General features: G+C 54.9%; 7 protein-coding genes, 2 pseudogenes and 1 CRISPR repeat array. Of the genes and pseudogenes, 2 read left to right on the forward strand and 7 right to left on the reverse strand.

The window, feature by feature from the left end:
* Positions 1-288: 288 nt before the first annotated feature.
* On the reverse strand, positions 289-1,758 hold the full coding sequence (locus tag ACUZ79_RS10470) for a methyl-accepting chemotaxis protein (protein ID WP_449251560.1): 1,470 nt from the start codon (positions 1,756-1,758) through the stop codon (positions 289-291).
* A gap of 64 nt (positions 1,759-1,822) precedes the next feature.
* Between ACUZ79_RS10470 and ACUZ79_RS10475 the strand changes: the two genes are divergently transcribed.
* Entirely contained in the window at positions 1,823-3,058 is a 1,236-nt protein-coding gene (locus ACUZ79_RS10475; protein WP_096152604.1) for an ISL3 family transposase, read from the forward strand.
* Here the strand turns inward: ACUZ79_RS10475 and ACUZ79_RS10480 are convergent.
* The 5 genes and pseudogenes from ACUZ79_RS10480 to cas5c all read right to left on the reverse strand — a co-directional run bounded on the left by ACUZ79_RS10480 (position 3,040) and on the right by cas5c (position 9,635).
* Positions 3,040-3,729 carry a PDC sensor domain-containing protein gene (locus ACUZ79_RS10480; protein WP_449251561.1) on the reverse strand — a complete coding sequence of 230 codons (690 nt, stop codon included), beginning with the start codon at positions 3,727-3,729 and terminating at the stop codon, positions 3,040-3,042. The two genes, ACUZ79_RS10475 and ACUZ79_RS10480, sit on opposite strands and share 19 nt — an antisense overlap.
* Before the next feature lie 390 nt (positions 3,730-4,119).
* Positions 4,120-5,613: a CRISPR direct-repeat array (repeat unit 32 nt; unit sequence GCTTCAATCCACGCTCCCGCACGGGGAGCGAC).
* Positions 5,614-5,641: 28 nt separating this feature from the next.
* Positions 5,642-5,968, reverse strand: a pseudogene (gene cas4, locus ACUZ79_RS10485) (CRISPR-associated protein Cas4); the annotation flags it as partial.
* Positions 5,968-6,819, reverse strand: a complete 852-nt coding sequence (gene cas7c, locus ACUZ79_RS10490; protein ID WP_449251562.1) for a type I-C CRISPR-associated protein Cas7/Csd2 — start codon at positions 6,817-6,819, stop codon at positions 5,968-5,970. The pseudogene cas4 and the gene cas7c, both read right to left, overlap by 1 nt.
* Before the next feature lies 1 nt (position 6,820).
* A pseudogene (cas8c, locus tag ACUZ79_RS10495) lies at positions 6,821-8,838 on the reverse strand (type I-C CRISPR-associated protein Cas8c/Csd1).
* Positions 8,839-8,843: 5 nt separating this feature from the next.
* The gene (gene cas5c / locus ACUZ79_RS10500) at positions 8,844-9,635 is read right to left on the reverse strand and encodes a type I-C CRISPR-associated protein Cas5c (RefSeq protein WP_449251563.1); all 792 of its coding nucleotides are present in this window, start codon (positions 9,633-9,635) and stop codon (positions 8,844-8,846) included.
* Positions 9,636-9,977: 342 nt separating this feature from the next.
* Between cas5c and ACUZ79_RS10505 the strand changes: the two genes are divergently transcribed.
* Positions 9,978-11,213, forward strand: a complete 1,236-nt coding sequence (locus ACUZ79_RS10505; RefSeq protein WP_096152604.1) for an ISL3 family transposase — start codon at positions 9,978-9,980, stop codon at positions 11,211-11,213.
* A gap of 6 nt (positions 11,214-11,219) precedes the next feature.
* Here ACUZ79_RS10505 and cas3 read toward each other — a convergent pair whose 3' ends face one another.
* Entirely contained in the window at positions 11,220-13,478 is a 2,259-nt protein-coding gene (gene cas3, locus ACUZ79_RS10510) for a CRISPR-associated helicase Cas3' (protein WP_449251564.1), read from the reverse strand.
* Positions 13,479-13,566: the final 88 nt, after the last annotated feature.

Here is a 13,566-nt window from a genome sequence, read left to right on the forward strand (position 1 = left end):
TGCGCAGTAATATTCATTCGGCGGGCTGCCGAAAGGGATACACAAAAAACCTGCTCTGCATGCCCCCGCCTGCCGCACAGGGCGCAATCTGCCATGCAGCGCCACTGTGGAGGATGAGCCAACGGGCAGCAGAAAAGCCTCTGATTACGGGCCATTGGCGGCAAATTATCAGACGCTGACCAGTTGCGACAACATAGCGCAGGACGAAAATGATGTCACTCCCGCACGAAAAACGGCAACCGCAGAACGGTTGCCGTTGTCCTTTTCTGGCGATTGAACCCTGACAGACTATGCCGACTGGTCTTTCAGCTCCTTGATAAGACCGGAAAGCGACAGAGCCAGATCTTCCAGCCGCCGGGTGGCCTGGAGCGAGGCTTCGGCGCGCTCGTCCGTCTGCCCGGCGATGGCGTTGATTTCGTCAATGGACTTGTTGATTTCTTCAGATGTGGCGGCCTGCTGCTCTGCCGCAGTGGCAATGGACTGAATCTGCCCTGCCGACTGGTTTGTGCTGGTGACAATGTCGCCCAGCGCCGCGCCGGATTCGCCCGCCAGCGATGAGGCATGGTCAAGCCCCTGCACGGCTTCTTCCACAGACTGCACGTTGATTCCGGCTACCCGCTGGATGGAGAGGATGGAGTCGCTCACTTCCTTGGTGGCATGCATGGTCTTTTCCGCCAGTTTGCGCACTTCATCGGCCACAACTGCAAAGCCTCTGCCCGCCTCGCCAGCGCGAGCGGCCTCAATGGCCGCGTTCAGGGCCAGCAGGTTTGTTTGATCGGCTATGTCTTCAATGGTCGTCATGATCGCGCCGATGCCGTGGGCCTGTTTATCCAGATTACCCATGGCTTCGCGCAGTTCAAGAGCCTTCTGCTCCGAGGCGCGCATGGCCTCAAGCGACCGCCCCACGACCTCTGCGCCCTGATTGGCCTTGTCTCTCGCATCCGTGCCCTGAGCGGCGGCATGCGAGGCGTTTTTGGCAACCTCAAGCACGGTGGAATTCATTTCTTCCATGGCCGTGGCTGTTTCGTGGATGCGCTGCCGCTGCACGAGCGTGGCCTCGCGGATGTCTTCTGAACTGCTCGAAAGAGTGCTCACTTCCTGGTGGAGCATCTGCACCATATGTTCGAGCTGGCGCGCTGCTTCAAGCATGCCTTCGGCCTTGGCGCGTTCGGCGTGCAGGCGGGCGGCCTCGGCCTCTCGCGTGGCGTCATTTGCTGCTGCGGCCTGTTGCTGTGCTTCAACAGTTTTGGCTTCAATCTCGGAAATATTGGATTTAAGGGTGGCGCTCATGGAATTAAGGGACTCAAAAATTACGCCCATTTCGTCAACGCGGCGGTTGACGAGGCTGCCATACACACCAGCGGAAATATCCTTGAGAAACACGCCCACGGTCTTCAAAGGTGTAATGATAAGCCGCCCTGCCAGAACCCAGATACCGATGCAAATGCCTATGAGGCTTGCCAGCATGCCGGTGGCAAACTGCCACAAGGCGGCGTTGACAGGCTCCATGAGTTCGCTTTTTTCAATGAGGCCGATAAACTTCCACTTAAGCTCCGGCGAGTTGTACACCACAGCTTCATACTGCTTGCCGCTGATGGCGGCCTCGCCCGTGGCTGAGCCGGATTTGAACAGCGCAGCCAGAGCATCGTTGCCGATGCCGTCTATTTTCTGAAAATTGTGCTGCGGCGTTTTGGGGTCGGAAATAACCACCCCGTCATCCTGCACCAGAATAACAAAGCCCGTGCGGCCAATATGCACATTTTGGCTCTTCCGGGTTTTCCGTGGGTAGCTGATCTGCTAATGTCCTTCCCGGAGGGCACCAATGAAGGATACGGACCTATATTTTCGGATTCTCGGGCTGACCGAGCCCTGGTTTGTTGAGGCTGTTGAACTGGACACGGCGGAAGGTCGGGTAGACATCCGCGTGGAGCATGGTCCTGGTGTTCGCTGGTTTTGCCCTACTTGTGGTCGAGAGCTGGCTTGCCGCGACCATGCCGAGCCTCGTGTCTGGCGCCATCTGGACACGTGCCAGTTCAAGACGTTCCTGCATGCTCGGATTCCCCGAGTGGACTGCCCCGAGCATGGCGTCCTTCAGGTCAACGTGCCTTGGGCCGAGTCCAAGGCACGTTTCACCATATTGATGGAGCGATTGATCATCGACGTGCTGACCGAGTGCGCCACCGTAACAGGAGCGCGGCGCATCCTGCGCATCACCTGGGACGAAGCATGGGGTGTCATGGAAAGGGCGGTGCGCCGGGGCCGGGAGCGCAAGCAATCGAATCCCTCGCGGTATCTTGGCGTTGACGAGAAGGCATTCCGCAAGGGGCACGACTATGTGACCGTGGTTTGTGATCTGATCGGCAGCACGGTGGAGTATGTGGCCGACGAGCGTAAGGCCGAAAGCCTTGAGGGGTACTACCTTCAGTTCACCAAGGCGCAGTTGGAGCGGATCAAGGCCGTGGCCATGGACATGTGGGAGCCCTATTTTAAAGCTACGCTCAAACATGTGCCGGACGCGGCGGGGAAAATCGTTCACGATCGGTTCCACGTCATGAAACACGTAGGCGAGGCTGTGGACCGGGTACGCAAGCAAGAGCACCGCGAACTCACAAGTCAGGATGACCATCGACTCAAGGGCACGAAATTCCTCTGGCTATACCGGGAGGAGAATCTGCCGGACAAACACCGGCCAGCCCTGGAGGCCTTGAAGACAGCGAACCTCAAGGTGGCCAAGGCCTGGGCCATGAAGGAAAGCCTGAACGACGTCTGGAAGTACCTGAGCACGGGATGGGCCAGACGTTTTGTGAAGCGATGGCTGGTCTGGGTGAACAGGTCAGATCTTGCCCCAATGCGCAAAGTGGGCGGACTGATTCAGAGACATCTTGAGAACATCCTGACCTTCTGCCGCCACAGGATCACCAACGGCGTGGCCGAGGGCCTCAACAGCAAGATCATGGCCATCAAGAGGAAGGCTTGCGGTTATAGGAACCGGGAGCATTTCAAGACAGCCATCTACTTCTTCTGTGGCGGTCTAAACCTCTACCCGGCCAGTTCCTGACAGGGGTTACCCACGGAAAACCCGGAAGAACCCACATTTTTAATGAGGTCTGTGAGGGTGCCCAGCGTAATATCTATGGCCGCGACGCCGGTAACTTTGCCGCTGCTGTCGCGTACGGCGCGACAGGCGCTGACCATTGGCTGACCATCGGTGCTTCTGTAGGCGCTGGTGATGTAGTTCTTGGATGGGTCAGACACGGCCATGCCCCACCATGGGCGTTTGCGCGGATCGTAACCACCGGGCTGGGTTTTACCGACTACGGGGCTGTTGAGCACAAATGCGCCTTCCATGTTACCCGCATAAACATTGGTATATGAGGGGTGCGATTCCCGATACAAACGGAACAGGGCATCCAGCGCCTTGCCAGCAGAATCGTCCGCAGCAGCACTTGATGGAGTGGGTTCCGTCGCTGTTACGTGACTTGTGGTCATCTGCGGCAATTGCGCCATAAGGGGATCAACAGCCAGCATGCCAACGTTGAGCTTGTATTCATCAAACATGGCTGTGACAACATTGCTGACCTGCCGCAGTTCGCCTATGGCGGACTTGGCAAAGCTTTCTTCTGAAAGCGTTGCAATGCCCCGCGACGTAAGGGCAAACAGTATGCCCATGGGTATGATGATGATTGCCGCAATGCCAAGCATGAGCTTAAGCGATATGGATCTGTTCATAACAAGCCCTTTTGCAAGTGTAGAATTCTGCTTACAGTATCCGCAAGGTACGTTGCTATTATTGCAGCCATCATACAGTTCTGGGACACTTTTGCTCATACAAAATTTTGCCTGCAAGATCAGCCCCTTCAATGGAGAATATTGAGGGTGGCAAAATGCAGAGATGCCGATTCTGTATTAATCGGAAGACATCAAAAAAGGATTATGGCGTCAGGGATAAAAATCAAGGAATAGAAATCTGATTAATATCAGCACAATATTTATAACAAACCTGAAAAATAGGTTATATATTTTACGCAAGACATCTTTAAAACTAAGCAATAGATAAATCAGAACAGCAGGTTCCAGTTGCTGCGGCATGTTTTGGTTATGACCATGATAATATAAATCCATAAAATCCACGTTCCCGCACGGGGAGCGACGCCGGCAACGGCAAGGTGCGCGGCAATGCTCACAAGCTTCAATCCACGCTCCCGCACGGGGAGCGACTTTGAAAGTGCGGGCCAGTAGTTGTGCGAATTGAAGCTTCAATCCACGCTCCCGCACGGGGAGCGACAGAAGGCCCAAACAACAACATGGGGGTACGCCATGCTTCAATCCACGCTCCCGTGCGGAGAGCGACTGGCGGACCCTCAGCTTTCGGTCGCGATTCACGGAGCTTCAATCCATGCTCCCGCACGGGGAGCGACGGCGTCATAGCTCTTTGTGCTGCTGACTGGCTGGCTTCAATCCACGCTCCCGCACGGGGAGCGACTCCAAGCAACGACTTTATATCGTGCGATGTTACTTGCTTCAATCCACGCTCCCGCACGGGGAGCGACTCCATACCTCATGGCAAGGGTACGGCGCTGATGCTTCAATCCACGCTCCCGCACGGGGAGCGACACTGTCCATTTTGTGCAGATCCGAGAACGACAATGCTTCAATCCACACTCCCGCACGGGGAGCGACTAGCGTTTTAAAACTAATGGTTTATTGTGGGTATGCTTCAATCCACGCTCCCGCACGGGGAGCGACCCACCACAGCCTGACTGAGCTTCATCACGTCAGGGCTTCAATCCACGCTCCCGCACGGGAAGCGACCTCCCGCTGGTGCTCCCGACACAGGCACACCCTGCTTCAATCCACGCTCCCGCACGGGGAGCGACCCCTGCGGCTGTACTTGCCTTCAATGATTTTTGCGCTTCAATCCACGCTCCCGCACGGGGAGCGACTGCCGGGGGCGTTGTGCTCCCGGCTTTTTAGTTGGGCTTCAATCCACGCTCCCGCACGGGGAGCGACCGTTCCAATGGCTGGCTATGGTATGGTTGACGTACCTTCAATCCACGCTCCCGCACGGGGAGCGACTTTTTGATAGTCGTTCAGAAGCACTTTCAGAGGACGCTTCAATCCACGCTCCCGCACGGGGAGCGACTTGCGGTTAGCATAGACTTTTAGGATGTCTTCTTTGGCTTCAATCCACGCTCCCGCACGGGGAGCGACTTTCTTCTCCATTCGCATTACTCCGATAAAAGTTGCTTCAATCCACGCTCCCGCGCGGGGAGCGACTTGCAGGAGGTCGTAAAAGTCCACGGCGATTTCAGTGCTTCAATCCACGCTCCCGCACGGGGAGCGACGTTTTCAACGATGGTCGTACCGCCGTTTACGGCGCGCTTCAATCCACGCTCCCGCACGGGGAGCGACTACCTTGCCAGACGGCTTCACCACGCCGAAGCACGAGCTTCAATCCACGCTCCCGCACGGGGAACGACGCGATGGCATCGTCCCAATAACTCAGGAACGATTTGCTTCAATCCACGCTCCCGCACGGGGAGCGACTGATCTGGTCGCGCTCGATGGGATGTCCTGCGCAGCTTCAATCCACGCTCCCGCACGGGGAGCGACCATCCTCCCGATCCAGTTTAAGCTGAATGCGGTCTGCCGCCATGCTTTTGGGACGGCCCCGCTTGTACTCAACAGGGTATGGCTGCCAGACATTGCCGTGCCGATGAAACTCCACAACGTCTGCCTGCCCTGTCAGGCCAAGAGCGCGCGAACAGAGCAACAGCCCTGAAACTGTTTTGCAGTCGCCGCGACTTTCAGATGCGTTGCTGTGGGCTTTTTCGTGCAGCTGACGGCCCTCGGCAGTGTACACGTTTTCCGTCCAGAGTTGTTCCAGATGGATGAGCGCACACTGCCGGGGGCAGAACAGGTAATGCTGCAAAGCCGATATGGGGATGGAATCGGCTGGGGGGTGCATTAGAAACCTGAAATGGTTTCAGCCTTCAACCCCGGAGTTGCCTCGCCGTTGAGCGTATAGCTGCCATCGGGGTTAACCGTGAGGCTTTTATGCACTTTTGCGGATGAATACTGCCCGGAAGCGCAGTTGTGTTGCCACCAGAACACCTGACTGACTGCCATGCTGCCCTCCGGACGGGCAGACGAAGCGTCATTTTCAAACAGCCTGGGCAGGATGGCCTTGAGCACTGCGGCGTCTTCATCGCTAAAGCCAGTGCGTTCGGCAAGCTGCGGATTCATGCTGCCGTAAAAAACATACACGCCTTTGTCCACACGGTGCTTCATGCCCATGGTGTCCGAACCGCGCTTGCTGCCATCGCCCTCGCCGCTGACGCTTTTGGTGATCTGAATACTTGCAACGTTGAAAGGCTCCACGCTGAAGGCCGAGTGAATGCTCACCGGGCCGCGCACAGCAATGGAAACCCCCGCCGCATCACCATCTTTGCCAAAAGCAAAAAGCTGCCCAAAAGCGCGCACGTCAAACCACTTGGCGCAGGCCTTTCGGGCGGTTTCTTCCTTGCTGCATTTTTTGGGATTAAAAGCATCCTTGCCAAGGCCGTGCTCCGCAGATTCGGCTCTTTCCTTGAGCGAGGCCATGTTGTCCAGCTTGCGGTCGTCCGACTGCACAAAAACTTGCGTCCCCTTCTGCTCCATGAGCCGATCACGGATCTTGCGCTTAAGGCAAACATCGCTGATTTCCCCATAGCCATCATAATCGGTACGGGGACGGTTGCCGTTGAGCGGATCGCCGTTAGGGTTGGCGTGATCTACGGTGAGAATAACGGCGAAGTCGATCTTGTGTTGCAGACTCATGTTACGCTCCTTGCTGGTCATTGGCTTCAGTGGTGCTTTCTTTATCAGCCGTGGCGTACAAGGCTGACATCTGACAATGGTAGCCCAGCAGAAATTCGCCACTGAGCTTGTTTGAAGAAGTGAATTCTTCGGGGTCAAATTTATCGTAAATTTCTTTCCAGGCCTTTTGGGGCCGTTTAAGCAGCCCGGCATGGGAACTGCTTTTCAGCCGCTGTATATACGGCTGCAACTGAAGCTCAAGCTGTTTCCATGTGGCAAAAGGATGGTCGGCAAAGCGCTGCATCAACCGCTCGGCATTGGTGGGACGTTTTTCTCCCGCGCAATTCAAAGCGGAACGTTCAATATATTCCGCAACCGCCAGAAGCCGCCCAAAGAGGTAGTCACGGGAGTTACGCGTTTCATCAAGTGCCATGCTGTATTCCCCTTCTTTTATGTGTCTGGCGAAATAGCCCCTGTACATGGCGCAGGCAACGCCCAACACTTCAGCCCACTCCCATGCCTCATGCGCCGCGCGATTGCAGGCTCGGCGCACGCAGCTCTCAACAATATCGCGCGGCAAAGCTGCCCTATCAACAACGCATGGCAACAACCGCTCTACAGTTGCCTTGAGCAGCTTGTCGTCAATACGCCTGCCGTATGCAACGCGGGCAATGGTTTCTGGCGTGGGGGCAAGGGGCGCGTAAACAGTGCGCGTTTTGGGTTTGCTCTGGCCTTCGCGCGCATCTTCTATGCGCACAGGCAAGACCCATGCGCATTCTTCCTGCCATCGTTCCAGATTGTACAGGTAATCCTTAAGCATCTGCTCGCGATAGAACGTAACAGAAAGCCGACCAGGGCTGGCCGCATCCATAGCCATGATGGCGATGCCGTCAGTTTCCTTGAGATCAGCCTTGTATCCCACGAGGGCTTTGTTCAGCCTTTTTGCAAAGGCCAACCCCATATTTACGGGAGGAACAAAAGGAGGCTGGGCGGCGTCCTTCTCTGCCTGCACCTCAGGCGCGTCATCAAGCAGGAAGTCGGCGGCGCTCAGATCAAACAAATCTTCACAAGGATTAGGCACGGGCGCGCCGCTCACAGCCCAGGCCACAACAGCCTGATCCCCGTTGCGGTAGCCTTGCCGCGCTATGAGCCAGCGCAACGCATTATGCGCCTTGTGACTCACCTCATAGCCGACGGTGCAGGCCTGCTCAGGCTCCAGAAAGCGCCCCCGGTAGGTAAAATTTGCGGAATCGTTGGAGGAAATAAGCTTCGCACCATCACCGGGGCGGCGGATATTGCGCGGATGCTTTGCGGCAACAGCGCATTCCACCCTTGCACCATGCAAAGGCCTTTTTGCTCCATCATGGATGCATCGTAGGCCATCCATGCCTGTTGCAGGCTGGTGTCCTTCCATGTGCGCGGTTCCATGTCATCAGGCAGGTTTACCACGCTCCATACCACCAGGGCGTCCCCCTGGTCGCGCACCGTGGCGTTGCCAATTTTTTTGGGCTGCAATCTGTTAATGATGCTGTCTGCGCCGCTCTCTTTGTCTGCCTCGGTTGGTTCCGTCTGCAAGGAGCTGGCTGATTCGCCGCGCAAAATTCCACATTTCAGCAGATCATTCACCAGATGCCCCTGCGAAACATAGGCATATACAGCCTTGGCCTTTGGATGACTGTGGGGAGAATCGCACCATGCCTGCAACTGAGCGGCATACAAGCTATAAAGATTCTTTTTGCCGCCAGAGTAGTCTTTGGCGCAATAATGAATTTTATCATCCAGAGGATGCGGGGAATCTCCGCTGGTACGACCTGCGGAATCTTCGGTTGCCGGGATAATAAACTGCATTTTCAACGGCAACAGCTCTGCCCTCACAAAATTACCAGCCCCGTCAATGACAACATGAATATGCGCCTGTTGGCTGGTATGGCTCACGGGCATAAGCGCCGGGGCTTCTTTGCCGCCATTCTCCGCCTGTGGCGGGTCCACAAAGGCGGGATTTTGGGAGCAGGCTTCATACGTTTCAAAAAGCTTTTGCATCCAGCTCACAGCGTACCCCCTTGCGGCCCGCCGTCAGAAAGCAGGCTGCGGGCATCAGGATATGCCACGGTTTCGGGCTGCTGCAAAAGGAGGGATAGCGCTTCTTCATCACAACCAGCGTAGTTTTTGCCGGGGTGGAACGCCTTGGGCTTCATGGGGCGGATTTCTTTGCGCAAAAGGGAGGCATCATCCGGCGAAGGGAATTCAATTATCCCCTTGCGCATTACAGGCTTCCAGAACCGTGCGCCAAAACTGGAGTTTCCGGTTTCATCAGGATAATCAAACCCGTGAAACATGAGGCCAAAGGGCAACTCTTCCAGGTCATCATATGCACCGGGGCCTTCGCCAAACCTGCAAGGTTCCACATACCCCTGACAGTCGCGCGTACCCAAAAAGATATCCTGTCGGCCACCGCGCGCCAGCATACGCTTGGTTATTTCGTAGTGCTTGCCTTCAATCCGGTCTTGCTTCAGTTCCGGCCTGTGCTCGTTCCATACAAATCGGGCCGTTACCTGATAGGCAACATCAGCCAGATAGGTATAGATGGAAAGATCATTGCCGCCTGTGGTGGGCCTGATTGGTTTTACGCCCTTGGTTTGCGTGCGAAAGGGATGCAGAATGCGTACCTTGTCAATCACCCAAATCAGCGTTGGCTTCCAATATATAGATTTTACTATACCCTTGAGAGCCTCGTAGGTGGGGATGTGGTAAGAACATTTTTCGCCGCCGACTCGAGTTACAGGATCAGAAAACAGGGCATATCGCCCATAAACAGTAAAGGATATGTCGTTATTCACTCAATCCTCCTATCAGTAATTACAAAGACGCAGTTTTTGCCCTGATTGCGTGCTAACGCCCTGTTCATTGCAGTAAAAGTTGGGTCTCAGAGCAAACATGCCACTATCCTGAATGGGATACAAGGCATTTTTCTGTATAAGATCGCGTTCTGTATGTGGAAAAATGTTTACGGAAAAACGCTGAGCCTTACGTAAAAGCTCATATTTTTTATACAGCAAATCTGATGAACAAAGTGCGGCAATGATGCCCTCTCCATCTTTATAAGGCACCAAAATACTTTTTGGCTCTTCCGGGTTTTCCGTGGGTAGCTGATCTGCTAATGTCCTTCCCGGAGGGCACCAATGAAGGATACGGACCTATATTTTCGGATTCTCGGGCTGACCGAGCCCTGGTTTGTTGAGGCTGTTGAACTGGACACGGCGGAAGGTCGGGTAGACATCCGCGTGGAGCATGGTCCTGGTGTTCGCTGGTTTTGCCCTACTTGTGGTCGAGAGCTGGCTTGCCGCGACCATGCCGAGCCTCGTGTCTGGCGCCATCTGGACACGTGCCAGTTCAAGACGTTCCTGCATGCTCGGATTCCCCGAGTGGACTGCCCCGAGCATGGCGTCCTTCAGGTCAACGTGCCTTGGGCCGAGTCCAAGGCACGTTTCACCATATTGATGGAGCGATTGATCATCGACGTGCTGACCGAGTGCGCCACCGTAACAGGAGCGCGGCGCATCCTGCGCATCACCTGGGACGAAGCATGGGGTGTCATGGAAAGGGCGGTGCGCCGGGGCCGGGAGCGCAAGCAATCGAATCCCTCGCGGTATCTTGGCGTTGACGAGAAGGCATTCCGCAAGGGGCACGACTATGTGACCGTGGTTTGTGATCTGATCGGCAGCACGGTGGAGTATGTGGCCGACGAGCGTAAGGCCGAAAGCCTTGAGGGGTACTACCTTCAGTTCACCAAGGCGCAGTTGGAGCGGATCAAGGCCGTGGCCATGGACATGTGGGAGCCCTATTTTAAAGCTACGCTCAAACATGTGCCGGACGCGGCGGGGAAAATCGTTCACGATCGGTTCCACGTCATGAAACACGTAGGCGAGGCTGTGGACCGGGTACGCAAGCAAGAGCACCGCGAACTCACAAGTCAGGATGACCATCGACTCAAGGGCACGAAATTCCTCTGGCTATACCGGGAGGAGAATCTGCCGGACAAACACCGGCCAGCCCTGGAGGCCTTGAAGACAGCGAACCTCAAGGTGGCCAAGGCCTGGGCCATGAAGGAAAGCCTGAACGACGTCTGGAAGTACCTGAGCACGGGATGGGCCAGACGTTTTGTGAAGCGATGGCTGGTCTGGGTGAACAGGTCAGATCTTGCCCCAATGCGCAAAGTGGGCGGACTGATTCAGAGACATCTTGAGAACATCCTGACCTTCTGCCGCCACAGGATCACCAACGGCGTGGCCGAGGGCCTCAACAGCAAGATCATGGCCATCAAGAGGAAGGCTTGCGGTTATAGGAACCGGGAGCATTTCAAGACAGCCATCTACTTCTTCTGTGGCGGTCTAAACCTCTACCCGGCCAGTTCCTGACAGGGGTTACCCACGGAAAACCCGGAAGAACCTACTTTTTGATGCTGAGTCGATAGACCTGAAAATTTTTGCTGCGGCGCTGAATGATTGCCCCAATATGGGGAATAGATTGTTATTGCCAGCACCTCGATTACTGCCCAGCATATCAAGCAAGGAATTGCAATCGCCTGCCGCGTAAGAAAGCACGGCGCCCTTGCGATGAAAATAATGGTCAAAATATGTTGCAACCAACTGCGGCATGGTGAAATCGTAGCCAGACTCCAGAAGTTCTTGTGCATACTTTAGGCGCACTGTATCAAGAAAGATATCCCGACCATCTTTAATGTCTTTCAGCCAGTCCAGATTTTCTGCATCTGCCTTCACCAGTACCACATGCACCCTGCCCGGCTCATTTTCCCCATGTCGGTTGCAGCGCCCTGCCGCCTGAAGGATGGAATCCAGACCAGCGGCCATGCGAATAACAGATCGAAAACTGATATCCACGCCACACTCAATGAGTTGCGTGCTTACGCAAAGCACAGGACGCCCGTTTTTCAAATCGGCTCGCATGGCTTCAAGCTTTTCCATGCGGTGCGCCGGGCAGAGGTTGGTGCTAAGGTAGTAGAAGTTTATACCTTCCTGTTTGTCGCAAAGCGCATAAATCTTTTCTGCCATTCGCTTGGTATTGCAAGCCACCAGGCATGAGCCGTGGGATTGTTGCTCTTCTTGCGCCAGCGCGGCCACATCTTCTGCCCCCATGGCGGTATGGCAGTGGTCAAAAAATGTCGTGCGCTTGAGGCGTGTGAACAGGTCTGGCACATTTGGCACAATTTCCATGTCGAGTTGTATATCAAGGCTGCCGCGCAGCGGATGCGGCAGATTGCCCAGCCTCGGCTGCGTGGCAGTGCATAGCACTGCGGTAGAACCGCATTGCCCGGTCAAAAAATCCACAGCGTTGCAAAACATACGCAAGCAGCGCACAGGGACAGTCTGCACTTCATCAAACACTATCACGCTACGTGCAAGATTATGCATGCGGCGGGCGGAGCTCGTGCCTGCGCCAAACAGGCTCTCAAGAAACTGCACCATGGTGGTGAAGATCACGGGGGCATCCCAATTTTCAGACAGTTTTTCCCACCGGCTGGCGACTTCTTCAGCGTTAGAATCTTCATCGGGCATAAAACTGGAATGATGCTCAAGCACTATGGATCCAGGGGCCTCACCCTGCTCAAGAATTTTTCGGGCTACATCGGCGTTTTGGTCAATAATGGATGTATAAGGAATAACATAGATGACTCTGTCCATCTGGTGCTTTTGCGCGTGCAGCAGGGCAAAACGAAGGCTGGCCAGCGTCTTGCCCCCGCCAGTGGGCACAGTGAGAGTGAACATTCCCGGCGCATCATGGGCACGCTGGGCGCAATGGGCAGAAATATCGCCCCGGATATGGTCGATGGCGTGTTGCGGGGTCTTTTGGGCCAAGGCTGCTTCAAAACGCTGCACCAGAGCATCCCAAGGACGCCTGACCCCGCTGCGCCGAATTTCCGCCCCTTTCTGATCTTCAAAATCTGCACTGTCAGTACGATCCGCATCAATCAGGCAACTGAATAAAAAACGCGCCAGCAATCCAAGCTGAAAATCACGACTGTTTGCGCAATCCCGTTGGTCATTGATATCCGCACTTGCTGGTTGCTTGCTCATGACTCGGTCACGCAGCTTCATCATAACTGCTCGCACTTCCAATAAAAGAGCATTCGATATTTCATTTTCTATTTCTTCAAGGAATGCTTGATCGCAGCGCTCAACGCACTGGTCACGGTGCGTTTTTTCCTCCGGACGGGCCATGTAATTCTGTGTAAATGCATCCTTGCCGTCCGGGGATATGCAATCTTTTAGCCCTGAATGGTGGGACAGAATGCACAGTGCAAGCATCCGGGCAATCGCTTTTTTCAAATCATTGCCTTGCAGGCGCTCCCATAGGTGCTGCCCTCCCGCAAAAGCATGATTGATCTTCCCTTTGCAAGCTATGGGATCGGTGTAGCCCGGTTCACTAGGAGTAATGCAGCCAGCAGCGGAAAGAATATAATTCTGGAATTCTTTTGAATACTTGCCAAAATCATGCAGCAGGCCAACCAGATGACCTGTCAGGGGCAAGCCGACCTTGGCTGCCGCTGATGATGCCAGGTCAGCGACGTTGCGCAAATGTTCAGAAAGAGGCTGTGCGCGGAAAGGTGCCCCATTCTCGGGGCAATAGACATGAGCCACGCAGCTATCAGGCAGGTTTGACATAATGGCCCTCTAGGTCAAAATCCAAGGAATTCTCTAAAAATTTACTACCTTCTTTTTATATGGAATACTATTAGTATTGTTATGTTGT

The organism is Desulfovibrio faecalis (assembly GCF_053570625.1).

What these genes read in the sequence shown, in the direction of transcription:
- cas7c (WP_449251562.1), bottom strand. Translation starts at nt 6,819, where the DNA reads ATGAGTCTGCAACACAAGATCGACTTCGCCGTTATTCTCACCGTAGAT.
- ACUZ79_RS10475 (WP_096152604.1), top strand. Translation starts at nt 1,823, where the DNA reads ATGAAGGATACGGACCTATATTTTCGGATTCTCGGGCTGACCGAGCCC.
- ACUZ79_RS10505 (WP_096152604.1), top strand. Translation starts at nt 9,978, where the DNA reads ATGAAGGATACGGACCTATATTTTCGGATTCTCGGGCTGACCGAGCCC.
- cas3 (WP_449251564.1), bottom strand. Translation starts at nt 13,478, where the DNA reads ATGTCAAACCTGCCTGATAGCTGCGTGGCTCATGTCTATTGCCCCGAG.
- ACUZ79_RS10480 (WP_449251561.1), bottom strand. Translation starts at nt 3,729, where the DNA reads ATGAACAGATCCATATCGCTTAAGCTCATGCTTGGCATTGCGGCAATC.